The sequence below is a fragment of the Roseburia intestinalis L1-82 genome, assembly GCF_900537995.1.
In the GTDB taxonomy this organism is placed as follows: Bacteria; Bacillota; Clostridia; order Lachnospirales; family Lachnospiraceae; genus Roseburia; species Roseburia intestinalis.
Window position 1 is genome coordinate 1,663,152 of the sequence record NZ_LR027880.1, and the last position, 25,616, is coordinate 1,688,767.

General features: G+C 40.5%; 22 protein-coding genes and 1 pseudogene. 18 read left to right on the plus strand and 5 right to left on the minus strand.

What is annotated here, in order from left to right:
• Nucleotides 1-2: 2 nt before the first annotated feature.
• From RIL182_RS07740 to RIL182_RS07750, 3 genes are all read left to right on the plus strand, one after another.
• Entirely contained in the window at nucleotides 3-1,055 is a 1,053-nt protein-coding gene (locus tag RIL182_RS07740) for a hypothetical protein (protein ID WP_006859448.1), read from the plus strand.
• On the plus strand, nucleotides 1,055-1,720 hold the full coding sequence (locus tag RIL182_RS07745) for a hypothetical protein (protein WP_006859447.1): 666 nt from the start codon (nucleotides 1,055-1,057) through the stop codon (nucleotides 1,718-1,720). The genes RIL182_RS07740 and RIL182_RS07745 overlap by 1 nt, the downstream gene beginning before the upstream one ends.
• A gap of 179 nt (nucleotides 1,721-1,899) precedes the next feature.
• Entirely contained in the window at nucleotides 1,900-2,646 is a 747-nt protein-coding gene (locus tag RIL182_RS07750) for a DUF6033 family protein (protein ID WP_015560776.1), read from the plus strand.
• A gap of 38 nt (nucleotides 2,647-2,684) precedes the next feature.
• Here the strand turns inward: RIL182_RS07750 and RIL182_RS07755 are convergent, their stop codons facing one another.
• Both RIL182_RS07755 and RIL182_RS07760 read right to left on the minus strand, forming a co-directional pair.
• On the minus strand, nucleotides 2,685-3,356 hold the full coding sequence (locus RIL182_RS07755) for an IS630 family transposase (RefSeq protein ID WP_134523031.1): 672 nt from the start codon (nucleotides 3,354-3,356) through the stop codon (nucleotides 2,685-2,687).
• The gene (locus tag RIL182_RS07760) at nucleotides 3,326-3,835 is read right to left on the minus strand and encodes a helix-turn-helix domain-containing protein (RefSeq protein ID WP_006855777.1); all 510 of its coding nucleotides are present in this window, start codon (nucleotides 3,833-3,835) and stop codon (nucleotides 3,326-3,328) included. The genes RIL182_RS07755 and RIL182_RS07760 overlap by 31 nt, the downstream gene beginning before the upstream one ends.
• A 136-nt stretch (nucleotides 3,836-3,971) precedes the next feature.
• On the opposite strand from RIL182_RS07760, the gene RIL182_RS07765 reads away from it, so the two are divergent.
• The 10 genes and pseudogenes from RIL182_RS07765 to RIL182_RS07810 form a co-directional block, all read left to right on the plus strand.
• Nucleotides 3,972-4,613 carry a hypothetical protein gene (locus tag RIL182_RS07765; protein ID WP_242655656.1) on the plus strand — a complete coding sequence of 214 codons (642 nt, stop codon included), beginning with the start codon at nucleotides 3,972-3,974 and terminating at the stop codon, nucleotides 4,611-4,613.
• A gap of 346 nt (nucleotides 4,614-4,959) precedes the next feature.
• Nucleotides 4,960-5,673 (plus strand): LytR/AlgR family response regulator transcription factor, encoded by a 714-nt coding sequence (locus RIL182_RS07770; RefSeq protein ID WP_044999605.1) that lies wholly within the window; start codon nucleotides 4,960-4,962, stop codon nucleotides 5,671-5,673.
• Nucleotides 5,670-7,040, plus strand: a complete 1,371-nt coding sequence (locus RIL182_RS07775; RefSeq protein ID WP_006859439.1) for a GHKL domain-containing protein — start codon at nucleotides 5,670-5,672, stop codon at nucleotides 7,038-7,040. The genes RIL182_RS07770 and RIL182_RS07775 overlap by 4 nt, the downstream gene beginning before the upstream one ends.
• 334 nt (nucleotides 7,041-7,374) lie before the next feature.
• Nucleotides 7,375-8,175: a FlxA-like family protein gene (locus tag RIL182_RS07780; RefSeq protein WP_006859437.1), complete on the plus strand. Its 801-nt coding sequence runs from the start codon at nucleotides 7,375-7,377 to the stop codon at nucleotides 8,173-8,175.
• 21 nt (nucleotides 8,176-8,196) lie between these two features.
• Nucleotides 8,197-8,952: a hypothetical protein gene (locus RIL182_RS07785; protein ID WP_242655655.1), complete on the plus strand. Its 756-nt coding sequence runs from the start codon at nucleotides 8,197-8,199 to the stop codon at nucleotides 8,950-8,952.
• Nucleotides 8,953-9,017: 65 nt separating this feature from the next.
• Nucleotides 9,018-9,614: a hypothetical protein gene (locus tag RIL182_RS07790; protein WP_006859435.1), complete on the plus strand. Its 597-nt coding sequence runs from the start codon at nucleotides 9,018-9,020 to the stop codon at nucleotides 9,612-9,614.
• Nucleotides 9,615-9,641: 27 nt separating this feature from the next.
• Entirely contained in the window at nucleotides 9,642-10,400 is a 759-nt protein-coding gene (locus tag RIL182_RS07795; protein ID WP_006859434.1) for a hypothetical protein, read from the plus strand.
• 33 nt (nucleotides 10,401-10,433) lie between these two features.
• Nucleotides 10,434-10,658, plus strand: a complete 225-nt coding sequence (locus RIL182_RS07800) for a hypothetical protein (protein WP_006859433.1) — start codon at nucleotides 10,434-10,436, stop codon at nucleotides 10,656-10,658.
• Complete coding sequence (locus RIL182_RS07805; protein WP_006859432.1) at nucleotides 10,655-11,008, plus strand: DUF6033 family protein; 354 nt, start codon at nucleotides 10,655-10,657, stop codon at nucleotides 11,006-11,008. The genes RIL182_RS07800 and RIL182_RS07805 overlap by 4 nt, the downstream gene beginning before the upstream one ends.
• A 56-nt stretch (nucleotides 11,009-11,064) precedes the next feature.
• Nucleotides 11,065-11,478, plus strand: a pseudogene (locus tag RIL182_RS07810) (DUF6033 family protein); the annotation flags it as partial.
• A gap of 279 nt (nucleotides 11,479-11,757) precedes the next feature.
• Here the strand turns inward: RIL182_RS07810 and RIL182_RS07815 are convergent.
• Nucleotides 11,758-12,384 (minus strand): DUF3879 family protein, encoded by a 627-nt coding sequence (locus RIL182_RS07815; RefSeq protein ID WP_006859430.1) that lies wholly within the window; start codon nucleotides 12,382-12,384, stop codon nucleotides 11,758-11,760.
• A 305-nt stretch (nucleotides 12,385-12,689) separates the two neighbouring features.
• Here RIL182_RS07815 and RIL182_RS07820 point away from each other — a divergent pair, with 305 nt between their 5' ends.
• The gene (locus tag RIL182_RS07820; protein ID WP_006859429.1) at nucleotides 12,690-14,048 is read left to right on the plus strand and encodes an ATP-binding protein; all 1,359 of its coding nucleotides are present in this window, start codon (nucleotides 12,690-12,692) and stop codon (nucleotides 14,046-14,048) included.
• A 118-nt stretch (nucleotides 14,049-14,166) separates the two neighbouring features.
• On the opposite strand, the gene RIL182_RS07825 is transcribed toward RIL182_RS07820, so the two are convergent.
• On the minus strand, nucleotides 14,167-15,042 hold the full coding sequence (locus RIL182_RS07825) for an AraC family transcriptional regulator (RefSeq protein WP_006859428.1): 876 nt from the start codon (nucleotides 15,040-15,042) through the stop codon (nucleotides 14,167-14,169).
• Between the two features lie 526 nt (nucleotides 15,043-15,568).
• Between RIL182_RS07825 and RIL182_RS07830 the strand changes: the two genes are divergently transcribed.
• Both RIL182_RS07830 and RIL182_RS07835 read left to right on the plus strand, forming a co-directional pair.
• Nucleotides 15,569-17,323, plus strand: a complete 1,755-nt coding sequence (locus RIL182_RS07830) for an ABC transporter ATP-binding protein (protein ID WP_006859427.1) — start codon at nucleotides 15,569-15,571, stop codon at nucleotides 17,321-17,323.
• 1 nt (nucleotide 17,324) lies between these two features.
• Nucleotides 17,325-19,109 carry an ABC transporter ATP-binding protein gene (locus tag RIL182_RS07835; protein WP_006859426.1) on the plus strand — a complete coding sequence of 595 codons (1,785 nt, stop codon included), beginning with the start codon at nucleotides 17,325-17,327 and terminating at the stop codon, nucleotides 19,107-19,109.
• A 166-nt stretch (nucleotides 19,110-19,275) separates the two neighbouring features.
• On the opposite strand, the gene RIL182_RS07840 is transcribed toward RIL182_RS07835, so the two are convergent.
• Nucleotides 19,276-20,829: a response regulator transcription factor gene (locus RIL182_RS07840; RefSeq protein ID WP_006859425.1), complete on the minus strand. Its 1,554-nt coding sequence runs from the start codon at nucleotides 20,827-20,829 to the stop codon at nucleotides 19,276-19,278.
• 221 nt (nucleotides 20,830-21,050) lie between these two features.
• On the opposite strand from RIL182_RS07840, the gene yicI reads away from it, so the two are divergent.
• Together yicI and RIL182_RS07850 are read left to right on the plus strand one after the other, a co-directional pair.
• Nucleotides 21,051-23,390: an alpha-xylosidase gene (gene yicI / locus RIL182_RS07845; protein WP_134523214.1), complete on the plus strand. Its 2,340-nt coding sequence runs from the start codon at nucleotides 21,051-21,053 to the stop codon at nucleotides 23,388-23,390.
• Nucleotides 23,390-25,543 (plus strand): beta-glucosidase, encoded by a 2,154-nt coding sequence (locus tag RIL182_RS07850; protein WP_134523216.1) that lies wholly within the window; start codon nucleotides 23,390-23,392, stop codon nucleotides 25,541-25,543. The genes yicI and RIL182_RS07850 overlap by 1 nt, the downstream gene beginning before the upstream one ends.
• Nucleotides 25,544-25,616 lie beyond the last annotated feature (73 nt).

Consider the following 25,616-nt stretch of genomic DNA (forward strand, 5'->3'; position numbering starts at 1 on the left):
CTATGCAGATTAATGCTAATTATTCTGTGAATGGCGTGCCGTATGATAATAAACGTAAGCAGAATAATATCCCTCAATTTAGTACGGAATGTGCGGTTCAGGAAAATGAAAATATAAATCAATATATGGCAGAACCACTGGTATATGTATGTGACTGTTATCAAAAATTTAATGTAGTGACAGGGATGCCCAAGAGTACCTTCGGAGATTCCTTTGGTTATGATATGCAGAAAGATATATCCAGTCATATGACCGATTTTTATGCCGGAAAGGTGAGCAGGGATGAACTTAATTCCTATTTTGAGGAATGTTGTACTTCCATGCGTACCTATCGGACAAGTCAGCATCAGACATCCGGAACCAATGAAGCAGATAATACACAAATCGTAAGTGAGATGTATGAGGTATTTGCAAAAGAAAATGCAAGGGCAGCAAGTCAGGCAAACTATCAGGAAGGAAAAGCATTGAATGAGAAATACTATTCTGATAGTCACAGTGACTGGACTTATTATAATTCAGATTATTACTATCAATGCAATGAAACCAATGCGGCATTGAGGGAATCTGTCAAGCAAATGATCGAAAAATGGGATTTGGATGAGATTGACTGTGATAAAATCGAAGCAAATTCCAGTCTTACATTAGATGGTGGTTTTGATTTTAACAGCACATGGAATTTTGAGTTTAGAAATCAGGCTGGCAGGAGTAGTCTGGCAAAGGAATCAGCGATACCGCCTGAGAATTTTAAGATGTTTTTCAAGGAACAGGTAACATCTTTTACAGAGGACAATAAATTTAATGGAAATCTGAAAATAACAATCGGAGAGAATAATTACGATTTAAAGGTTCCATTTCAGACGTTACGCACCGGATCGGAAGGGGAAATTTGTAATGTCTGGGATTTGATGGAAGATTATTATCCGAAGTCAGAAGATACCTCTAAAGTTAAAAATTTCCTGGGGAATATGTCTGTATTTACACGGTGGTATGCATATGAAACAAGAATTAATGACATATTTGGTGATTATGAAGTGTCACATAAGGAGTTGAGTTAATGGGTATATCATTGTCAGGTATAGGAACTGTTGGAAAAGAGCAATTAATTTCCTCATGCAGTAACGGAGAACCGAATTGGCTTTATATTCCAACAAAAGGGAAAAGTTCAAAAACGCATGCGGAATTTGTTAGTGAAATTAAAGAACTGGCACGACGAGCAGCTACGACAGCAAATAAGACAGAGTACGAATATATTTCCAGACAGGTTCTTGGTTTACGGGCAGAATATCTATCAGATGTTGCACCTGATAGAAAACAATTATATGAACAGGCTAAAAATACTATAAAAAAACAAACTGGCAATCCGAAATGCAAAGGATGTGGAGAATTATCATTATTGGATTTTTTGGAGAAGGCAGAAGGAAAAAGCAGTAATTTTGCTGAAAAGAAGTTTGCACTGGCGGTAGGAGGAACATTGAATTGTCCAATTCTAACTACTGGTGGTTATGGTGCTGAAATTCAGTATCAGGGAGTAACGGTATTATCTAATCTCGGAAATGGCTGGGGCTATGAGATGACACCAGCGGAACTTGCAAAAAAAGATGAATTTTATTCTATTTATTGGAGCGAATATAATTTCGTAAAAGAGAATGGAAGTTCAGAATTGAGAGAGATGCCGGATTATTTGGATCAGGATAGACCTTCTTTTGAAGCCAGAGCATAAAATAAATATTGTACGCAAGAAAAAATGAGCATAGGAGTAGTGCCAGGTGGCACTTTTGATTTTTTAAGTGAAGTCCAGAACTTTATGATAAGATTCATAATCGAAACAATTATGCCGATATATAGAAAAGAACAGGTAAACAGATTTACGATGTGATATGTACAAGGAGGACAACGGATATGTCAATGAATGTAAGCACAACCACGGCTGCTTATGCAAATTACCAGAACAACTACAAGACTGGTACAGCAAATAAGAAAAAAGAAACAGCACAAACAACAGAAAATACGAAATTAAAGGAAAATACAACTGAAAGCATCGCTGAAAAAAATCTCAGTAAAGCGGCACAAAAAATGCTGGAGAATTTGCGTGGATCAAGAAACGACATGGATTTTATGGTTGCCGATTTTGAAAATGGTGATAATGCCAAAGATATTTTAGCCCAAAGTGATAAGGAGTATACGGTTATTTTCTCAAAGGAAGAAATGGAGAAGATGGCGTCTGATCCGAAATATTATGCAGAAAAAATGCATAGCATTGAGGGAGCTTTGCGTATGTCAGATGAAATCAATGCCCAGTTCGGATTTGAAAGAACATTCGGTAAGACTAACGGCAATGCAGATGCTGATACAAAAATAACAAAATTTGGCATCTCTTTTAATAGTGACGGAACTACAACCTTCTTTGCACAATTGGAAAAATCATCAGCCAGTCAGAAAGAATATCTTGAAAAGATTCAGGAAAAGAAAGCTGCTGAGAAGAAAGAGGCAAAGAAAAAGGAACAGTCAAAGCAAACCGAAGTAAGAAAAACTATGGTTCAGGCAAATTCAAAAGAAGAACTTTTGGATAAGATCAAAAACATTGACTGGGATTCTATCAAACCGGAGGAGAATAAAATCGGTGGAAGGTTTGATTTTTCAATCTAGTGTATTGGCACATTGATTTTTAGCATTACAACAACTTCCTATTCGGAAGCTGTTGTAAACCTAGGATACAATGAACTCAACTTCACTCTTGCATCGGCAGTTCGGAACTGCCAATTAACTTTTGCTGCGACTGTATTACGCTCGACTTCCCACGCAGCTAACTCTCCACGAAGTTTTGCAATGTTTTCAATCCTTCGTGACAAACACTGTCTGGTCATTACATTCAGTTCTATTTCTGCAATGTCAAGCCAGCTTCCATGTTTGGGTGTATAGTGAATTTCCAAACGCTTGATAATTCGTCTTGCCTCATCTGCTGGATACCTTTTATACAAGGACGCCGTTTTATGGGTGTTAAGGTTATCCATAACAAGAATTACTTTTTCTGCATCAGGATACATGACATCAACGAGATATTTTATCTCTTCTGCCCAGTCAAAGGCAGTACGTTGTTCTCGCACGCTGACATGATGAGTGCCTCCAAGCGGTTCGACAAAAGCAAATATGCTGCAGGTACCATTCCTGACATATTCCGAATCTGTTTTCTGATTGTCACCCGGACGCATGGGCAGTGGTTTCCTTGCATCGCCCAGTAACTGGTAAGGCTTTTCGTCCATGCATACAACTGGTCTTTCAGGATTGTATGGGAGTTCATATACATCAAGGACATCTTCCATACATGCTATAAATTCGGCATCATCTTTTTTGGGGATGCACCAGTAGTCGTTTTTGTGAGGTCGAAGTTTGTTTTTTTTAAGGCTCTTCGGATTGCCTCACGGCTGACCGGAGTATCAAGAACAATTTTTGATTTCTCTTCCAGCAGCCGGATGGTCCACCTTGAATGTCCTTCCGGCACCGGACCACAGGCAAGTTCAATGATACGGGCTTCAGCACGTCCATCGAGCACACGCCTTGCATTATCAGAATTAACATTACGCTTAAACTCAGTTACTGCATCAATACCACCCTCAAAATATTTTTTCACAGTATTGGTTACTGTTGCCAGACATACACCATTTGATTTTGCAGACTGCTCATGAGTCAATACTTTTCCGTGGGACTCATCCAGGTCAATAATAATCTGGCATCTGCATCGGATTGTTTTGGATGTTTTATTTTTTCGGATGACAGATTTAAATTCTTTTAATTCATCATCCGTAAGTTTGATTTTGTACTTTTTTGGTCTTGCCATAGGATATCACCGCCGTTTCTTTTATTGTACCATAAAACGGCAATAACAGCCAGAAATATTTAACTAAATATCAATATGTCAGTACACTAGTGAATTTGGAACAGATGAAATATATGCCAATATGGAGGAATATATTATGCAGATAACAAGAGATAATTATTCGCAATATGCTCAAATGGTTCAGCAGATGTTCAGAAAAAGAGCAAGTTCAAATGATCCGTTAGCACAATGTGATTATGGTAATTTCTCATTAAGATTTAAGCCTGTGGACATTAATTTTACCAAACCAAACTGGGATACTATCATGACAAAACGAGATAAACCAGCGATGTCAGAGGAAGAATTTGACGAAGCAATAAAAGAACTTGCAAGAAAAGAGTTTGCTACTGGAAAAAGGGATGATGATGCTTATCGAAAATTGTGTATGCAGCATGGAGAAACAGTATCTCCTGATAGAAAGGCTATATATGAATCAAGCATGAAAAAAACTGGTGGCAAAATGAATGCTGCATGTATGTTTTGGGATTCAAAAGGTAATAAAACGCTTTCTTATAATCCAGAGTCAAGAAACTGGAAAGCTATAAGTACAGATGAAGAATTTGCAAGAGCAAGAGTGTTTACATCAATTTATAATGATGAGTTAGCTCGTTTGAAGGAAGAGTATGGCGAAAAAGCGAAAGGAAATGTTTCTTATAGCAAAATAAAGGTAGATATATCCGCAGAGGAATCAAAGGAAAAGAACAATAATGAAGGAAATACTATTGATTTGCAGATTTAGATTGTTGATTGCGTTTTAGTAAATAGTAGATAAAAAACGGAAAGATATTCATCGCTGGTAGCGGCATTGAGTTCATAAATTACTACTACTCTAGATAAAAGTAGTATTCCGATAAGTTAAAAGATAAAGCAGATGCAAATAGACACGAATCCCAGCGTATACCAATGAAGGAGTTTATTTCATTTCTTTAATAGTGCAGACATGACTAAAAGACAGGGCAGTGAACCAATAATGGTTTACTGCTCTTTTCACAACAAAAAAAGGTCATTTCACAACAACTGTGGCAGATATAATCTGTTCGTCCGATATAATAAATATATTTATCAGACAAAAAGGAAGTGGCAAAATGCAAATAGCTATCTGTGATGATGAAGTATCTATGGTTCAGATACTGGAAGAAAAGATAAAAAAGTTATTGCCGGATGCGGTTATAGATAAATATTTATCGGGTGATGAACTGATCGCAAGTGGCAGTAAGCCGGATATTCTTTTTCTGGATATTCAGATGCCGGGAATGGATGGGATGGAAACGGCAAAGATGCTTCGTCAGGACAATGAGGATATGATACTCATTTTTGTGACAGCAGCAGAGGAGTATGTTTTTCAGGCATTTGATGTCGGAGCATTTCATTATCTGGTTAAGCCATTTTCCGATGAGAAATTGAAAGAGGTTGTGACAAAGGCAGTCCATAACATAAAAAGGAGTTCCAGACTTGAAAAAGACGAAAAGTATATTATGGTACAGACCGCCGGAAGTCATATAAAAATTTTCCTGCGTGATATTGTGTATGCCGAGGTGTATAACCGGAAAGTTATTATCCATACACGAAGTACGGATATTGAATACTATGGTAAATTACAGGAATTAAGTGATATGGCAGGAACAGATTTTTTCCGAACACACAGAGCCTATCTTGTACATTTTAAATATGTAGAAAAATATGATGCAACTTGTGTAACTATGAAAAATGGAACTGCATTGATTGCAAAAAAGAATTATCCGGAGTTTGTGAGGAGGTATCTGAAGTATAACCAGAGGAAAGGAAATGAAGTCAGATGAGTTTAGTGGAAAGATGTTGGATGATCACATCGAAGTTTTCTGTTATTGCAATTTTGATTATTACAGGAATCTGTTTTGGTGTTTTTGTATATCCATATATGAAAAAGAAAAGGGAAGCTGCTCTGGTCAGTATTGTTTATATTGGAATTATGTCTGTGCTGTATCTGATACCGCAGCAGATTGGCAATTTTTCTGCATATATGCTGGGGGTTGTGGCTGCATTTCTTGTGATGTATGTACAGGACAGAAGAAACATCTATCAGAAAATATTTCTTGCAGTGACATTTTTTTCTATCCGTTGGCTTGCGGTTGCAATGGCAGACAGACTGGATGATTTTATCACAAAAGCTCTGGTTTTTGGGAATACGATTGCAGGAAGACAATGGCTGCAATATGGACTTTATGCTGGAACGAGAATTCTGGATATTGTGCTTTGTATCGTTTTCCTTGCAGTTGCAATCGGTCTGATCAATAAAGCATATGTATACAAAAATGATGAAATGAACGTTAAAGAGCTGGTAATGCTTATCATTCCTTCTCTTGTGGGAGTTACAGGATATGGCATTCTGCAATATTATCTGAATATTTATGAAAAAGATACAGGAAAGAGCCTGACAGATACCTATGGATTTTATGGAGCTTTAAGCTTTGTGCATTATTTTATTTCTATCATAGCAATTCTTGTTATGACTACGATGTTTCAAAACTGGAAGGTGGCACAGGAAGAACAGACAGGGCAGGAGCTGGTATTAAATCAGGTCAGTGATATGAAAAAGCATATCGGGGAAGTGGAAAAACTGTATCAGGATATCCGCAGTCTGCGTCATGACATGGGGAATCATATACAGATGCTGGAACATCTTGTGGCAGAGAATCATATGGATGATGCAGCAGAATATATGGAGCATTTGAAAAAGGAGTGGAATGAAATATCTCCTGAGATTAAAACGGGGAGTCCTGTCATTGATGTGATTCTGATGGAAAAGTTAAGAGAAGCAAAGGAAAAGCAGATTCGTTTTATATCAGATTTTCATTATCCGGGGGATACGAAATTAAATGCATTTGATTTAAGCGTGATCTTAAACAATGCACTGGATAATTGCATGGAAAATGTAAGTGGAGAAAATCCTTATATCAGTATCTCTTCTTTTCGGAAAAACAGTATTTTTATGATAACCATAAAGAACAGATATGAGGGAGAGTTAAATTATAAGGACAGTGATCTGCCAGAAACAACGAAATCAGGGAAGGAGCATGGAATTGGACTGCATAATATCCGGAGGGTTGCAAGGATGTATATGGGAGATATATCTTTAGAGCAGGAGAATCAGGAAGTGGTTCTAAGTATTATGTTACAGGTAGAATAAGGACAAAAAGCACCTTCAAGGTGCTTTTTATTTGCTTCACAACAAAAAAAGGGCGGTTCACAACATCGCTGTTTATTGTAAAGAAAGATATGCCGAAAGAATCAGTAAAGAGAAATCATGTTGTACAGATTTTTAAGGAAACGGATTTCAGAATTTAAGCTCAAGGAGGCCAAATCCTCTCCTCACCAAAGGGTTCGGATTTTGCTTCGCAAAACAAGGAGGCTAAATCCTCTCCTCGCCATGGGGCTCGGATTTTGCTTCGCAAAACAAGGAGGCTAAATCCTCTCCTCACCAAAGGGTTCGGATTTTGCTTCGCAAAACAAGGAGGATTAAAATGAGAATCAATGGATTTAGTGGGACAAATACGCAGACAGGAACAATGGGAATGACACAGGGGAATGATTCTGTAAGTAAAAATATTCAGAATCAGATTGCAAATGCACAGCAGAAGCTACAGGATTTATCTTCGAATGAAGAAATGTCATTAGAGGATAAGATGAAAAAGCGTCAGGAGATACAGCAGGAGATTAACAATCTCAATCAGCAGTTAAGACAGCACCAGATCGAGCAGAGAAAGGAACAGCAGAGTAAAAATTCGTCATCTATGGATGATATGGTGGCTGGAACAAGTAACACTTCTAAAAAGAAAGACACCGGATTGTCACAGGCAAGTATGCAGGCGATGATCTGTGCAGATTCTTCCATGAAACAGGCAAAGGTGCAGGGAAGTATGGCAACACAGATACAGGGACGTGCCAGTGTGCTTGAATCTGAAATCAAACAGGATGCCGGAAAAGGAAATACTGAGAAGAAGGAAGAAGAACTGGCAGAGCTGCAGGCAAAGGCACAGTCTGCGACAGCAGCACAGATGTCTACACTTGCAGATGCAAATAAATCAGTAGAAGAAGCTGCAAAAGCGGAGAACAGCAATACAGAAGACACTGCAACAAAGAACAATACTGATAAATCCGAGAAAACACAGGAATCTGCGGGGGCTGCGGCAGAGGAGACAGACAGCGTAAAGAATACGGATATCAAAGGGGAAACGCAGGTGACAGTAGAAACACCGACTCTGGAAAATGCACAGAATGCAACACAGCAGGCAGTGTATACACCGATTGATATTCGTTTATAGTTGGTAAAGGAGAATGGTATTATGTCAGAGATTAAGAGTTTTAGTGATTACACAAGTAAATATAACAGCAATGTAGATTATTCCGCATTATTTGGAGGAACTTCCGACAGTTCATCCGTAGGAAACACCAATATGCTTTCTGATTATGCTGCGATTAAAAACGGAAGCTATGGAAAACTTATGAAAGCATATTATGCAAAGCAGGATGCAGAAAAATTATCGGGGAAAGGCGATACTTCACAGAAGCTTACACTGATGAAAACAAGTGCGGATTACCTGAAAAAATCAGCAGATGCACTAAACGATGCGTCACTCTGGGAAAAAAAGAAAATAAAAAAGAAGGATGAAAAGACCGGGGAAGAAACAGAGGTAGAGGATTATGACTGGGATGCAATTACCAAAAAAGTGAAATCTTTTATTGATGATTATAATGATGTTGTTAAGGAGGCAGGAGAATCCAATACAAAAGATGTCCTTAGAAATGCTTCATGGATGACAGGCATGACAGACAAAACCAGTCATTTACTTTCTAAAATAGGTATTACCATAGGAAAGGGTAACAAGCTGGAGCTGGATGAAGATGAATTGAAGAAAGCAGATATCAGTTCATTGAAAACGGTTTTTACAGGTTACAATTCCTTTGCAGGCAAAACAGCCCAGAAAGCAACTGGTATATCAAATGCTGCGAACCGGGCAAGTGCGACTTATACAAACAATGGTACATATTCGAAAAAGGATTCCTCTCTAACGTCAAGTAAGATAGATAAGGAAGTATAGTATGTTAAGCCTAAATGACAAGAAGAAAAATCTTTTGTATTAATTTGTCGGGAAGGAGGAACCAGATGAGTTTTACAGTCAATTTATCCGGTGGAGGTTTACTGATAAATAGATTTAATAGTTCTAATATGTTGAAAAGTACACAGGAAAAATTGCAGCGACAGCAGGAACGGGATAATAAGGTGGCTTTTTTTGAAGCACAAAAAGAAAATTTGAAAAACCGAAAGGCTGACAGTTTGGAAGAAATCTCTGAAAAGCTGGAAATGTTTCATAATTATGAGGATGAAATTGCGGCAGCAAATCAGGAGTATAATAATTCACAGATGTTTCATGTCATGGACGAGGCAGAAGAACATGGCGAAAAGATTGCGGAAGCTGCTGAGAGGAATAAGCCTAAAACAGAAGAAGAACGAAAGGAAGAAATGGTGGATGAAGCTCTTGGAACAGAGGAAAACAAGGGCATGATGTCTGAAATCATGGACGAACTTTCGGAGACAACCGAAGAAATGACAGAGCAGATGACGGAAAAAACTGTGGAGAATATGGAAGAACTTCCAGACGAGGTTTTGCAGGAGCAGCTTGCTACAGATAGTTTAGAGGCAGCAGAAATGGTACAAACAGACACAATTAAAAGGTATGTGCCGATTGATATTAGAGTCTGATGGTATTTATCTGGGAAGGAAACAGCTATGAAGATTTACAATAATACAAATATTACATATTCTGCAATCGAACATAACAGCAGGAAAAATACAAAGCAAAATGTTCCGGCAGATTTAGAAAGGAAAATGACACAGTATACAGATACACTTTCCATTTCCAAAACAGGGCAGGAGAGCTTTCGACATTTATCTTCTGTCAGTTCTATGGATTATCAGAACCGTTTTGAGAAGGAAGTGACGGATATATTTGTCAAAGAAGATACAGAGAGTGTAAAAACTGATTCCTTTGAACATCATGTAAACAGAATGGCAGAAGCATATAACAAAATGAAAAACAGCATTGAAGAAAAATATGCGGAACAAGATTATGAGCCGGAGTATTATGTGACAGAATCGGGCAAAATTGAGGAATTAACCAAAGAAAAAGAACTGGATATGCTGAATCAGGCATATGAAAATCACAGTAATTTTATGGCAACTTCAACAGAAATATGGTCAGAATTACAGGATTTTACCCCATCGGTAGTTTACCATAAAGGAAGTGAACAGACAGCAAATGAACAGAACATAGGTGAGAACCAGGAGAATACTGCAAAATCTAAAGAAAAGGGGGTTATCCAAAATTCGGCATATCAGGCATTTTTATCCGCCATCCAGTCGGATAACCAGAAATTATCGCAGCAGTATTCGGGTGACTGGAAAGATTTAAGGCTAAATCTGAATGTATCAGATGGTGATCGGAAAATGCTTAATGGTATTTGGGATTATTATGCTAATAAAAGGTAATGAAAGCTTTGTAATACGAAAGGAGATGTTAGTATGGCAGTTACAGGTGTAAACAATTACTCTAATATTTACACAAATGCTTATACCGGTAATATATGGAAAAATAATGCTAAGGAAACCACAGAAAAGCAGGTTGTGGAGCAAACAGAAGATGTAAAGACAGGGACAACCCGAAAAACTGCAGCGGATGAACTTTCCTATCTTTCCAAAAAAATGACAATTATAGTTTTGTATCAGCAAATTATAGTCCGGGGATGAAATATGGTAAATCAACTACCACGAATGTAGCGATTTTTCCTCAGTTTTTAACAAAAATGGCAAATGATTCAGACTTAGAAGATGAGTACATAAAAGAAATTGGTAACATGAAAAAAATAGATGAGCAGTTTGCAAAGCAACAAGCAGATATTGGATGGAGAGTTGAACAGGGATGGGCAATAGATAAAGATGGAAATATTAGTTCATGGGCAATAGGACATAAAGATTCAAAAGTAAAATCCTTTCTCCAGAATATGAGTGAAAAAGCCGAAGAAATCCCACAGAAGCAGTTGGAAAAAGCAAAGGATACAAAGGAAGAAAAAAGAAGTATTCTCGATGAAAAAGCATAAAGAAGTTATAAAAAAGAACAAGGTTGATTTGAAGGTGTAAATAATCAGATTCGAAGTATTATGCAGAAAAAATGCATAGCATTGAGGGAGCCTTGCGTATGTCAGATGAAATCAATGCCCAGTTCGGATTTGAAAGAGTATTCGGTAAGACTAACGGCAATGCAGATACTGATACAAAAATTACAAAATTTGGCATCTCTTTTAATAGTGACGGAATTACAACATTCTATGCAGAGTTAGAAAAATCATCAGCCAGTCAGAAAGAATATCTTGAAAAAATTCAGGAAAAGAAAGCTGCTGAGAAGAAAGAGATAAAGAAAAAGGAACAATCCAAGCAAATCGAAGTACGAAAAACTACGGTTCAGGCAAATTCAAAAGAAGAACTTTTGGATAAGATCAAAAACGTTGACTGGGATTCCATCAAGTCGGAGGAGAATAAAATCGGCGGAAGATTTGATTTTTCAGTTTAGTTTATTCAGATGAGAATAGAAGCAATTTCATAAAATCTTACATACACACTTGACAATATTCCGCCGAGCGCGGCGTCGGTGAAGGGGTTCGCACCTGTGGTGTGCCAACAGAGGTATCGCGGATGCACTCATGGAAAAAATGACACCTTTAATAATGAAGAATAGTGTACAGAAATAGCAAATGCTGTGAAATCAATGGTGTAAATATCAGAAATAAGGAAGCTAAAAGTTGGGCGGCAGATTAGTTAATAATTTGCCGCCTATATACATTTCTCTCCTTTATACCGATACATCAATAGAATTACGAACAATTCTATTACCATTTTGGACAAGTGTAGCTTCTACGGATTCTCTTGTGACATTATCAAGAATGCTTGCATCAAATGCTTGTCCGGGCTTCCAATTTGGATTGGCTGATTTTACGGCTGCGTACATAGCAGCTCTATACTGTCCTTCATATTGTTCTAAAGTCCATGTACCACTTAAACGCTTATCTTTGCTGACACTTAACTGATAATCTTTGAAAATATCGGAACGTTTCGTTGTGTCACCATTTGAAAGACCTTTTTCCTGAATAAATTCCCGCTTCACATTATCAAACATTTTTTGACGATGATCTTCGGATATATTTGTAAGTTTCTGCCATGATGTACCTTTTCCAGTAACATCCATACCTGCAACACCATTTGAATTTAATAAATCTCCGTCCGAATCAAACTGCTTCATCAGATTTTTAATAATCGTATCCCTTCCACCGAATATTTCATATATCATCTTTTCTTCCGGAGACATCATGGATTCATTTTCAATTACTCCAGATAACCAGCCTTTTTCTTTCAATGCCTTATACTGTTTACTATTTGTATTGATACTATTATAGGTATTACCTAAACCGTTAATATTCATTGACATATAAAAGCCTCCCTGCAAATAAATTCAAAATCCGTTTAGAATCAGTACTATATAATATATCATCGCAAATTCCAGAAAATTAATAACACAGTATATAATATAAAATGCTTTTCCCAATATAATTAGGTAAGATTTATGATTGGAAATGAGGAAAAGCATGAACATATGACTTTATAGAATGTGCGTATAATCATAAAAAATATGGTTATAATACTTGCGTATAATCAAAAAACAATTTACAATATGCGTATAATCATAAAATATAGAACAAATATATATGCGCATAATCTGGAGGAGCTATGATATTAAAAAGAAAAATATATAAAAAACTACTGGAATGGAAAAAGGAGTGTCAGGGGAAAAAAGCTTTACTGATAGAAGGTGCCAGACGTATTGGAAAGTCTACCATCTGCGAAGAATTTGGAAAAAGCGAATACAAAAGTTTTCTTCTGATTGACTTTGCTAAAAAAGATAAGGAAGTTGAGGGGTATTTTGAGAAATATCTGAATGATCTGGATACATTTTTTATGTTATTACAGACACATTTTGGAACAAAACTGACAGAGAGAAACTCTCTTATTATTTTTGATGAGGTGCAGATGTTTCCACAGGCAAGAGCTGCAATAAAATATTTAGTGGCAGATGGAAGATATGATTATATCGAAACTGGTTCATTGATATCTATCAGAGAAAATGTAAAGAACATCGTCATACCGTCAGAAGAAAGACATATCAATATGTATCCATTGGATTTTGAAGAATTTGCAATAGCATTAGAAGAAGATTTGCTGGTTGAATATATAAAAAAATGTTTTGAAAAAAGAGAACCTTTGGAAAGAAGTATGCATAATCAGGCAATGCTTTTGTTTCATCAGTATATGCTTGTTGGTGGGATGCCTATGCCTGTAGTAACATTTATTGAAAGCAAAAAAGATTTTACAGAAGCGGATAGAGAAAAAAGGGACATTCTTAAATTGTATCGGGAAGATATTATGAAAATAGATGCAAAGTATCGAAGTAAGGTACTTGCAATTTATGATCAGATTCCGGGATTTCTTTCACAGCATGAAAAAAGAGTTGTATTCAAAAAGCTGCAGGATGGTAGTTACGCAGACCAGTACGAAGAAACTTTTTTCTGGCTGTCGGATTCTATGATATCCAATGAGTGCTTTTTGTGTAATGATCCGAATGTTGGCTTATCATTAAATGAGACAAGAAGCTATGTAAAGTGTTATATGGGTGATACCGGACTTTTGGTAAGCCATGCATTTGATGAAAATGAATTACTTGAAGATGAAGTATATAAACAGATATTGGCAGGCAAATTACAGATTAATGAAGGAATGCTTTATGAAAATGCAATAGCTCAGATGCTGGTGGCAAATGGACATAAATTATATTTTTATACACACTATAATGAAAATAAGCATCGAAATGATATGGAAATAGATTTTATCATTTCCAATAACAGCAGATTAAAATATAAGATGTTTCCGATTGAAGTGAAGTCAGGAAAGCAATACAAAACGACCTCATTAAATAATTTCAGAGAAAAATACAAGGAGCGCATAGGGGAAAGTTATATTATTCATCCAAGAAATTTAATTGTAAAAGATGGAATTATATGCATTCCCCCATATATGACGATGAATATATAAAAATCTGACATACACACCAAGTTTTGGAGAGGATGGCATTATCAGTAAAAGATTCCAGAATGGCAAGGAACTGGAATTCGCAGGCTCGAAAGATTTCTGGAAAAAATTTTTAAATGAATCATAATAATCTGCGGATTTTTGACGGCGGCATACCAAACCGTTTTTTAAACAGTTTACTGAAATGATAGACGTCATCATAGCCAACTTTGGCTGCGACTTCCTGAATGCTGCCGTCAAAGCCGTTTTCCAACAATTCTTTTGCTTTTTCAAGGCGGATATTGATCAGGTGGCGGATCGGTGTATCGCCTGTCTCACTTTTAAAAATACGTGAGATATAAAAAGGACTTAAGTACATATTTTCTGCAATCTGATCTAAAGAAATCTTTTCACTGTAATGATCCTCAAAATAATTTACGATCTGGTCAACTACATATTTTTTGCTGGTAGATTCAAAAGAGCAGCCGGTATTGATTTTTACCGGTTCACTCTGTTCCCGCAGCAGCAGGATCAGCATCTGCATCAGATAACTTTTCAACATGATATAACGTCCGCTGCGGCAGACGTCATTTTCTACGCTCATGGCTGTGCAGATCTTAAACAGCTTCTGGCGCAGTTCGCCGGAGGTATGTAAAATAGGAGACTGTGTGGCTGGATCGGATGTCAGATCTTTTAAATGCAGCGGCAGATAATTTTCCGGGAAATCCCCAAAACGGACGTCACATAATCCAACAAAAAATTCCGTAGCCGGATTGGAAGGGTCTGTGCAGAGTGCCTGATGCTTCTGCCCCGGATTTAAAATAATGATATCTCCTTCGGACACATCATAGAGCCTGTCCGCAATCTTGTATTTGCCGTGGCCGGACAAAATAAATGCCATCTCGATAAAATCGTGGCTGTGATAGCGTGCTTCATCTTTCAAACGTGTGCCTTTCCAGGTAAATAGAAAAGTTGGATTCAGTTGGTCAAGCAGTTGTTCCCGGTTGTCACAGCACATAGTAAGGTCTCCATTTCTTCATTTTATCGTCGATAAAAACTTATTGTCTATATTTAAAATACAATGCGATGTGGATCATAAAAAGTGTGTCAAAATGTGAAATATGGGAATTTGCGCGAAGCTGGAGATCTTTTTGTGACTTGGGAGAAAATTAGAAAATCTTAGTATGCCTGTAAATACACAGTGTTGTGCTGCCACGGATGGCAGCGCAAGTCTTAACGTGCCATGGAGGGCACGTTTAAGACGTACACGTCACTTTGAAAGAGCATAAAGCAGGCATACTTAGTTTTTCTTATTTTCGGACAATGGAACAAAATGAAAACCAGCTTCGCGCAAATTTCCAGTTTCAAAGTCTAAATACACTTTTTGTGATCCACATCACAGTATAACATATTCTCCACCAGAAACCATCCCTTCCGGTGCAAAAAATAACATGAACGGTGCAAGATATTACATTCCTTTTTACCCCAAAAGTACTATACTGAAAATCCGAAAGGAAAAACGAAAATGGAGTAGGAGGGTTATTATGACACCAATGAAGTGGTTCTTTTCATTTCTGAAAAAGTACCGGGGATTAATGATAGTTGGAATTTTGCTGACCACAGCGGTATCAGTGCTTTCGGTGGTAAATCCGTACATATCCGGGCAGATCGTAGATCAGGTCATAAGCGGTGGAAAATATGACAGACTGATGCCGTTTATCGGATGTCTGATCGGAATCACGATCGTGATGGGAGTCTTGCGTTTTCTGTTTCAGGTCGCATTTGAGACGGCGTCGCAGGGCGTTTTGTACGATATGAGAGACAAAGTCTACCGGAAATTATTAGAGGAAGATTTTGCATTTTACAATAAGAAACGTACCGGAGATCTGATGAGCCGCCAGACCGGAGATATGGATGCAATCCGTCACTTTGTGGCATATGTGGTCTATATGGTTTACCAGAGTGTGCTGATGTTCGTGTTTGCACTGCTTATGATCTTTACGGTCAACACAAAACTTGCGCTTGCCATGCTTGTGGTGCTGCCGTTTACGGCGTTTGCAACCTGCCGTCAGACGAAAGAGGTACGTCCGGCATTCAAGCGTAACCGTGACTGTTTTTCCTCACTCAATGCGTTTGTGCAGGAAAATGTCAGTGGAAACCGTGTGGTAAAAGCATTTGCAAAAGAAGATTTTGAGATTGAAAAATTCAATAAGGAAAATGATAAATTCCGTGCGGCGCAGATCGATGCGTCAAAGATCTGGATGAAATATGTGCCGATATTTGAGGTGCTTTCCTATGCGCTGACGATCATCCTGATCCTCTACGGCGGCTATATGGTCATTCAGGGAGAGATCACGTTAGGACAGCTCGTGACGGTGAACGGCTATCTGTGGATGTTAAACAACCCGCTGCGCCAGGCAGGATGGCTGGTCAACGATATCAGTAACTTTACAACGTCCGTGGAGAAAATCTATGCGACTTACAGTGAAGAGCCGCATGTAAAAACACCGGTATCTGGAGTAGTGAAGAAACATCTGAAAGGTGAGATCGAGTTTAAAAATGTATCTTACCGTGCGGATGACGAAGATATTGTCATGGATGTCAATTTTAAGGTAAAACCGGGGCAGACCGTCGGCATCATTGGTTCTACCGGAGCTGGAAAATCAACGATCATGAATCTGCTCTGCCGGTTTTATGATACGACTTCCGGTGAAGTGCTTGTGGATGGTGTGAATGTCCGCGACATGGATCTTTATAACCTGCGTGACAATATCGGCATGGCGATGCAGGATGTGTTCCTTTTTTCGGATACGATCGAAGGAAATATCGCATACGGAAGGCCGAATTGTTCGTTCGAAGAAGTCAAACAGGCTGCGATCATGGCGGATGCCAATCATTTTATCCAGGCACTTTCGGATGGATATGATACGATTGTGGGTGAGCGCGGTGTCGGACTTTCCGGCGGACAGAAACAGCGTATCTCCCTTGCGAGGGCACTGCTGAAAGATCCGTCGATTCTGATTCTTGACGATACGACATCGGCGGTCGATATGGAGACGGAGAGTTATATCCAGAGCCAGTTGAAGAAATTAGATAACAAGTGCACGATCTTTGTCATTGCGTACCGCATTTCTTCCATTAGAGATGCAGATCTGATCCTTGTCATGGATAACGGACGTATCATTGAACAGGGAACCCATGAGGAATTGGTGGCAGCAGGCGGTTATTATGCGACAGCTTTCCATAACCAGTATGGTGAGATCCCACAGGAAATTTTAAACGGAAAGGGGGAGAAATAAGATGGCAAGAAACAGATATGATATGGATGAGATATTAGAGGACAGTTTTGATGTAAACCAGCTCAAACGTCTTGCAGGTTACATTGCTCCCTACAAAAAGAAGATGGCAGGCGTTATTCTTCTGATGCTTTCTTCCTCGGCACTTACCATGGCGATCCCGATCTTTTTCCAGAATGTGATGGATCACAGCATCCCGGAAAAAGATATGAAATCGATCACATTTTACAGTATTGCGACATTGCTGATCGCACTTTATTCGGGTATTTCCCTGCGGATCAAGATCAAGACCATGAGTGTGATCGGGCAGAATATCGTACATGACATCCGCTATGATATTTTCTGTCATCTGCAGGAACTTCCATTTTCCTATTATGATGACAGACCACATGGAAAAATTCAGGTGCGTGTGGTCAATTATGTGAACAGCCTAAGTGATCTTTTGAGCAATGGTATTGTCAACACATTCACAGATCTGTGCAACCTGATCTTTATCCTGATGTTTATGTTTGCACTCGATGTCCGGCTGACGCTGATCTGTCTGTGCGGATTGCCGGTTCTTGCATTTGTGATTATCTTAATCAAGAAAAAACAGCGCAGGGCATGGCAGATCCAGAGCAACAAACAGTCAAACTTAAATGCGTACATTGCGGAGAGTATCAATGGAATCCGTGTGACGCAGTCTTTTGTAAGGGAAAATGAGAATACCGGAATCTTTAATAACCTAAGTAAAAATTACCGGAAATCCTGGATGCGTGCGGTAATGTTTAACTTTACGATGGGACCGAGCGTGGATATTATTTCGACATTTACGACGGCACTGATCTATGTGCTGGGTGTCCGTTGGATTTTAGCACCGGATATGACACTGACCGTCGGTGTTCTGATCGCATTTACCGCGTACATTGGGCGTTTCTGGGCACCAATCAACACACTTGCCGGATTTTACAATTCTCTTTTGACAGCAATCTCTTATCTTGAGAGGATTTTTGAGACGATCGATGAGCCGGTGGGTGTCAGGGATGAGCCGGATGCAATCCCGATGCCGGAGGTGGCAGGAGAAGTGAAGTTTTCCCATGTGTCCTTTGGTTATGAGCCGGGGCAGAAGATTCTGGAAGATATTAATTTTACGGCAGAACCGGGTGAAACTTATGCGATCGTCGGTCCGACCGGGGCAGGAAAATCCACGATCGTAAATCTCATCAGCCGTTTTTACAATGTGGATTCCGGGAAAATCACGATCGATGGCATTGATATCTCGAAGGTGACACTTCATTCACTGCGCACCCAGATGGGAATCATGATGCAGGACAGCTTTATTTTTGCGGGGACGATCATGGATAATATCCGCTATGGCAACCGCAGTGCGACGGACGAGGAAGTCATCCGTGCCGCAAAAACAGTCTGCGCCCATGATTTTATTATGGAAATGGAAAACGGATATAAGACACAAGTCAATGAGAGAGGAAGCAGGCTATCCGCCGGACAGCGGCAGCTCATTTCCTTTGCGCGGGCATTGCTTGCCGATCCGAAGATCCTGATTTTAGATGAGGCGACGTCAAGCATTGATACCGAGACGGAACTGCTTTTACAGAAGGGATTAAATGAGCTTTTGAAAGGAAGAACGTCCTTTATCATTGCACACAGGCTCTCCACAATCAAAAATGCCGACTGCATCTTATATGTAGACAAAGGCGATATTTTAGAGCGTGGAAATCATGACGCACTGATGGAACAGAAGGGTGAGTATTACAAACTTTATATGTCACAGTATGATTTCTTAAAATGACAGGCACTGCGGTGCCATTTGCCAATCGAAAAACCGGAAAACACTATTTGACACCCGGATCTTATAAATAAAAACTGCCGCCTCACGGTGATATGTCCCCCTTTTTCTGAACTTACAGAGAAAAGGGTACATATATTCACCCGGAGGCGGCAGTTTTTATGAAAGTTTATTCATTTTTATGTTCTTTCCGGTATTCTGCCGGGCTTTTTCCAACGTATTTTTTGAACTTGATATGGAAATAATCGACATTCCGGTAACCGACTTTTTCTGCGATCGCATAAACTTTTAACTCTGAGGAACAGAGAAGCTCCATCGAGTGTTTGATGCGGACATGGTCGACGTATGAGTTGAAGTTTTCACCCATCTTTTTGCGGAAAATCTTTCCGAGATAGGAGCTGTTGTAACCAAACAGCGGTGCAATATTTTCTAATGTGATATTGCTTGCATAGTTGTGGTTGATGTAGTGCAGAATATCATCCAGCACGCTTTCACGGGAAGAGTTACCGATCGAGGACATGATCATCTCAAACTGTTCCGTGAAGTACAGGATGATCTCGTAGAGATAATATTTTTCTTCGATCAGACGGATGATATCCGCATTGCTCGGAAACGGGATATTTGCACCATTGTAAAGCCGGTTTGCCTGTTCCTTGATCTGCAGATAAAGGTCTGTCAGGAAAAGCCGTATGGAATCAATCGAATCTGCAGCATGGTAAAGTTCATTGGTAAGCTGTGTCAAAGTCTCCGCTAACATATTGCGGTTGAATGCCTGAAGATATTCAAACAGGCTGGTAGCGTAACGGTTTAAAAAAGCGTCGTTTAAGATGGATTTTAAACTGTCCGGGTCCGGCAGTTCGGCATAACCGATCGTGTGCTGTTCCTGCTCGCAGAAGAAACGGCGTTCTAAGAGCTGTTTCGCCTGAATATAGGAAATATAGACTTCCGACAGGTCTGACACGCGCGCACCATATGTAATAAAGAGACTGTCAAGAGGAGAATTCTCCTGTGGACGCCGTTCTCTCTGGTAACGCTCCAGAAAATCGTTAAACTTTTGAATGGCAAAAGTGCCTTTCAGCAAAATAACCTCATGATACTGCAGCGTAATGTTATCGTAGGAGTTATTATCCTGATTCGTCACGCGCAGAAGATCCGAAAAACGATAGGAGGCATCTGCAGTATTGTGACTGTATTTCTCATAGATCACAACCTGATAGGTGTCTGCTGTCAGATGGAGATCTGTTGTATTTATGTGGGAAAGATCGATATCATTCGTTAAAAGATCGCGGATGATGGTCTCTCTTGCCTTTTCACGGTAATGTTCCCGGGTATTTGCAGTTGCAGCAGCCTTGTCTAAGTTTTCTTTGATCGAACGAAGAATCTCCTCAAGTTCATCCTCGTCGATCGGCTTTGTCAGATAATACTGCACTCCGTAACGGATGGCTTCCTGCGCATATTTGAAATCAGAGTAACCGCTTAAGATAATGACTTTTCCGGTAAAACCCTGTGCTCTTGCCTCCCGGATAACGTCAAGCCCTAACATTCCCGACATGCGGATGTCTAAGAGAACGATATCCGGCTGTAAGGCAAGAATCTGCTGATAGGCCGTCTCACCGTTTGCAGCTTCTCCGGCGATCGTATAGCCGAGAGATTCCCAGTCGAACAGACATTTGATACCTTCCCGGATAATGGATTCATCATCTGCAATTAAAACGCGATACATAAAAATAACCTTCCTGTTCCAATGATAAAAGTACTAAACGTAAGTATAAATGCGAACGTTTTGTTTGTCAAATTTATCGAGTGTTTTATGTACAATTTAGAGGGTATTTTTTGCAGGGTGGGTATAGTAAGATGAGACAAAATGAGATAATTACAGGGAGGAAAATCCTCTGCGCCTGATAGCAGTCGCATTTTCCTTCGGAAAACAGGGAGGATTATCATATGAAATTCAGTAATGGATGCTGGCTGCAGAAAGAGCGCTGCGAGTGCTTTTCTCCGGCAGAAGTATATTTTTCAAAAATCGAGAAAGATCAGGTGACGATCTGTGCGCCGACAAGCAAGATCACACAGCGCGGCGATACCCTTGGCGGAATCAACCTCACGATCGTGATTTCAGCACCGTATGAGGAAGTGCTTAGGGTTCAGACTTATCATCACATGGGCGTGCAGAAAAAGGCACCGTCATTTGAGATCGCACCTGCGGAGAGCGGACATTTAAAGGCAGAAGATACGGAGGACAAACTGGTCATTTCAAGCGGTACACTGCGTCTGGAAGTGCAGAAAGAGAACGGAGCACTCACATTTTACCGCGGTGAGGAGAAAATCACTGCAAGCGGATGGAGAGATCTTGCATACATGAAGACCGACTGGAAAGGTTTTGCCTATGATAAAGGACCGGAAGATGCTTATATGAGAGAGCAGTTATCACTTTCCGTTGGCGAGCTGATCTATGGACTTGGCGAGCGTTTTTCTGCGTTTGTAAAAAATGGACAGAGCGTGGATATCTGGAACGAGGACGGCGGTACTTCCACAGAGCAGTCTTATAAAAATATCCCGTTTTATATTTCCAATAAAGGATACGGTGTGTTTGTAAACCATCCGGAGCGCGTGTCCTTTGAAGTTGCAACAGAGATGGTAACCAAGGTTGAATTTTCCGTGCCGGGTGAAAACCTTGACTATTTCCTGATCAACGGACCGACGATGAAAGAGGTGCTGATGCGATATACAGACATTACTGGAAAACCGTCACTTCCGGCACCGTGGACATTCGGTCTCTGGCTGTCCACATCCTTTACGACAAACTATGATGAAATGACAGTCAACAGTTTTGTCGATGGAATGTTTGACCGCAAGATCCCGTTATCCGTATTCCATTTTGACTGCTTCTGGATGAAAGATTTCAACTGGTGTGATTTTACCTGGGATTCAAGAGTATTCCCGGACCCGGAGGGCATGTTAAAACGTCTGAAAGCAAAAGGATTAAAGATCTGTGTCTGGATCAACAGCTATGTGGGACAGGAGTCCTCCATGTTCAAAGAGGGTGTCGAGGGCGGTTACTTCTTAAAACGTCCAAATGGCGATGTATGGCAGTGGGATATGTGGCAGCCGGGACTTGCCATTGTGGACTTTACTAACCCTGCAGCCTGCGAGTGGTACAGCAAAAAGTTAGAGGCACTGCTCGATATGGGTGTTGACTGCTTCAAGACCGACTTTGGTGAGAGAATCCCGACAGATGCGGTATATTACGACGGTTCTGATCCGGTCAAGATGCACAACTACTATACATACCTTTACAATAAGGTGGTATTTAACGTATTAAAGAAGAAAAAAGGTGAAAAAGAGGCTGTTCTTTTTGCACGTTCTGCAACTGCAGGCGGACAGAAGTTCCCGGTTCACTGGGGCGGTGACTGCTGGTCTGATTATGAATCCATGGAGGAGAGCCTTCGCGGAGGCCTGTCACTGACAAGTTCCGGTTTTGGATACTGGAGCCATGATATCGGAGGATTTGAGAGTACATCCACACCGGACGTCTATAAGAGATGGTGTGCATTCGGACTGCTTTCTTCCCATTCAAGACTGCACGGATCTACTTCTTACCGTGTGCCGTGGGCATATGATGAGGAAGCAGTAGATGTGGTACGTTATTTCGCACAGCTTAAGGCATCCTTAATGCCGTATCTGTACCGCAATGCGATCGAGACATCAAAGACCGGTATCCCGATGATGCGGAGCATGGTGCTTGAATTTACCGAGGACAAGAACTGTGCTTACCTGGCAACCCAGTATATGTTAGGTGATTCCTTACTGGCTGCACCAATCTTCCGTGATGACAGCATCGCAGAGTACTATCTGCCGGAGGGAACCTGGACATCCTTACTGACCGGAGAAGTCAAAGAGGGCGGTAAATGGTATACAGAAAAACATGGTTATTTAAGCATTCCTCTCTATGTCAAAGAGGGCAGCATCGTGGCTATGGGTGCAAGAAATGACAATGCGGTTTATGATTATGCGGACGGAGTGACATTCCGTGCTTATGCATTGAAGGATGGCATTAAAGCGGAGACTGTTGTCTATGGAACAGAAAATGAAAAGGAAGCATCTGCAGGCGTTGTGAAGAATGGAACTTCTTATGAAATCACAGTGGAGAGCAAAAAGGCATCCAAAGTGGCATTGATGAATGTCGGTGTTCCAAAGCAGGTAAATGGTGCATCCTATACACAGGATGGAGAAAATGTCATCGTAGAGTTCAACGGGGACGGCAAGGCTGAGGTTGTATTTTAATGCAGGAAACATACATTGAAGAAATTTTAAAAGAGCTGACTTTAGAAGAAAAGATCGGTATGATCCACGGTGCGGGTTTATTCCGCACCGAAGGAGTGGAGCGGCTTTCCATCCCACCGCTCTATATGTCGGATGGACCGATGGGAGTGCGAGCAGAATTTGCGGACAATGAATGGCGGAATGTCGGGACAACGGAAGATTATGTGACTTATCTTCCGTGCAACAGCGCCATTGCATCCACCTGGAACCGTGATCTGGCAAAGAAAGCCGGAAAAGTGCTGGGTGAGGAGGCAAGAGGCAGGGGCAAAGATGTGATCTTAGCTCCAGGCATCAACATCAAACGAAGTCCGCTCTGTGGCAGGAATTTTGAATATATGAGCGAAGATCCGGGACTCATCGAAGAACTGGTTGTACCGATGATCGAGGGAATCCAGGAAAACGATGTTGCGGCATGCGTGAAGCATTTTGCGGCAAACTCACAGGAAACTGAAAGACTCTGGGTGGATACAATCATCGATGAGGCAGCACTGGAAGAAATTTATTTTCCGGGATTTCAAGCGGCGGTAGAAAAGGGACACACCCTTGCTCTGATGGGAGCCTATAATCTGTTAAACGGTGAGCACTGCTGTATGAGTAAATCCCTGCTCAATGAAAAACTGCGGAAAGACTGGGCATTTGACGGCGTGGTAATCTCCGACTGGGGTGCTGTGCATGATACGAAACTGGCGGCAGAGTCCGGGCTGGATCTTGAGATGGATGTCAAGTATCAGTTCGACGAACAGTACATGGCAGATCCTCTGTTAAAAGCAGTGAAGGATGGAGAAATCGAAGAATCGCTGGTGGATGAGAAAGTGCGCAATATCCTCCGCATGATGCTGCGTTTAAAAATGATCGGACCGGAGAGAAAACATCGTAAGACAGGCGCATACAATACGGAGGAACACCGCAGGGCAGTGCTCGATGTGGCGCGCGAGTCCATGATTTTACTGAAAAATGAAGATCAGGTATTGCCGCTTCAGGCAGAATCCGGCTGTAAGGTTGCCGTGATCGGTGTAAATGCCGCTGCAATCCATTCAAACGGAGGAGGAAGTGCAGAAATCAAGGCACTGTATGAGATTTCACCGCTTATGGGAATCAAAAAGTTACTTGGTGGAAATGTGAAAGTTTCTTACGCACCGGGCTATGTGATTCCGGATAAGAAAGAGACATCTGAGATCAACTGGCAGGCGGCGAGCACGGAGACTGCAGAGAATACCGAAAAGGAAAGCACTGTAAGTGGAAGAACACTGGATGAAAAACAGCAGGAAGCCTTAGCGGAAGCAGTTGCGCTGGCAAAAGCAAGTGACATTGTTATTTTTGTGGGCGGACTGAACCACGATTTTGATGTGGAGGGACTTGACCGCGTGAACATGAAACTGCCATACGGGCAGGATGAAGTAATCGATGCTCTGCTAAAGGCCGTGCCGGATACGGTGGTCTGCATGTATGCAGGTGCACCGGTTGAGATGCCGTGGGCAGAAAAGGCAAAAGCAATCCTCTGGAGCTACTATGCCGGTATGGAAGGGGGAACAGCCCTGGCAGAGATCTTGTCTGGAAAAGTAAATCCATCCGGAAAGCTGGCAGAAACATTTATCCGTGATGCGTCGCAGTGTCCGGCACATACGATCGGAACATTTGGAAAGAAAGACCGTGTGGAGTACAGGGAAGGTGTGATGGTCGGTTACCGTTATTATGACACAAAAAAAACAGATGTCCTGTTCCCGTTTGGTCATGGACTTTCCTATACGGCATTTACCTATAATGATCTTGAAATTATACGGCAGCAGGAAAATGGCAGACAGACCGTGAAAGTTTCCTGTTCGGTAACCAATACAGGAGAACATGCAGGGAAAGAGACCGTTCAGATTTATGTGGCACCGGAACAGAAAAAAGACAGACCGGTTCATGAACTGAAAGCGTTTGAAAAAGTCAGGCTTGATGCCGGGGAAACAAAGAGGATCTGTGTTATTTTGGAGGAAAGAGATTTTTCCCGTTATGACACAGACAAAAAGATGCCGGTTCCGGTAAATGGAACGTATGAAATTCAGGTTGGCGCATCTTCGACAGATATCTGCCTTTGTGGAAAAATAGACCTTTTTTTTGCAGAAGGTTAAATGATGACTATTGAAAAGAAACTCTGACTTTGCTATGATAAAGTCAGGTTTTTTTTATGGGATTTTTTGGGGG

Bases quoted from the DNA above. Each gene is read 5' to 3' on its own strand.
- RIL182_RS07740 (WP_006859448.1), top strand. From the start codon at position 3: ATGCAGATTAATGCTAATTATTCTGTGAATGGCGTGCCGTATGATAAT.
- RIL182_RS07745 (WP_006859447.1), top strand. From the start codon at position 1,055: ATGGGTATATCATTGTCAGGTATAGGAACTGTTGGAAAAGAGCAATTA.
- RIL182_RS07750 (WP_015560776.1), top strand. From the start codon at position 1,900: ATGTCAATGAATGTAAGCACAACCACGGCTGCTTATGCAAATTACCAG.
- RIL182_RS07760 (WP_006855777.1), bottom strand. From the start codon at position 3,835: ATGGCAAGACCAAAAAAGTACAAAATCAAACTTACGGATGATGAATTA.
- RIL182_RS07765 (WP_242655656.1), top strand. From the start codon at position 3,972: ATGCAGATAACAAGAGATAATTATTCGCAATATGCTCAAATGGTTCAG.
- RIL182_RS07770 (WP_044999605.1), top strand. From the start codon at position 4,960: ATGCAAATAGCTATCTGTGATGATGAAGTATCTATGGTTCAGATACTG.
- RIL182_RS07775 (WP_006859439.1), top strand. From the start codon at position 5,670: ATGAGTTTAGTGGAAAGATGTTGGATGATCACATCGAAGTTTTCTGTT.
- RIL182_RS07780 (WP_006859437.1), top strand. From the start codon at position 7,375: ATGAGAATCAATGGATTTAGTGGGACAAATACGCAGACAGGAACAATG.
- RIL182_RS07785 (WP_242655655.1), top strand. From the start codon at position 8,197: ATGTCAGAGATTAAGAGTTTTAGTGATTACACAAGTAAATATAACAGC.
- RIL182_RS07790 (WP_006859435.1), top strand. From the start codon at position 9,018: ATGAGTTTTACAGTCAATTTATCCGGTGGAGGTTTACTGATAAATAGA.
- RIL182_RS07795 (WP_006859434.1), top strand. From the start codon at position 9,642: ATGAAGATTTACAATAATACAAATATTACATATTCTGCAATCGAACAT.
- RIL182_RS07800 (WP_006859433.1), top strand. From the start codon at position 10,434: ATGGCAGTTACAGGTGTAAACAATTACTCTAATATTTACACAAATGCT.
- RIL182_RS07805 (WP_006859432.1), top strand. From the start codon at position 10,655: ATGAAATATGGTAAATCAACTACCACGAATGTAGCGATTTTTCCTCAG.
- RIL182_RS07815 (WP_006859430.1), bottom strand. From the start codon at position 12,384: ATGAATATTAACGGTTTAGGTAATACCTATAATAGTATCAATACAAAT.
- RIL182_RS07820 (WP_006859429.1), top strand. From the start codon at position 12,690: ATGATATTAAAAAGAAAAATATATAAAAAACTACTGGAATGGAAAAAG.
- RIL182_RS07825 (WP_006859428.1), bottom strand. From the start codon at position 15,042: ATGTGCTGTGACAACCGGGAACAACTGCTTGACCAACTGAATCCAACT.
- RIL182_RS07830 (WP_006859427.1), top strand. From the start codon at position 15,569: ATGACACCAATGAAGTGGTTCTTTTCATTTCTGAAAAAGTACCGGGGA.
- RIL182_RS07835 (WP_006859426.1), top strand. From the start codon at position 17,325: ATGGCAAGAAACAGATATGATATGGATGAGATATTAGAGGACAGTTTT.
- RIL182_RS07840 (WP_006859425.1), bottom strand. From the start codon at position 20,829: ATGTATCGCGTTTTAATTGCAGATGATGAATCCATTATCCGGGAAGGT.
- yicI (WP_134523214.1), top strand. From the start codon at position 21,051: ATGAAATTCAGTAATGGATGCTGGCTGCAGAAAGAGCGCTGCGAGTGC.
- RIL182_RS07850 (WP_134523216.1), top strand. From the start codon at position 23,390: ATGCAGGAAACATACATTGAAGAAATTTTAAAAGAGCTGACTTTAGAA.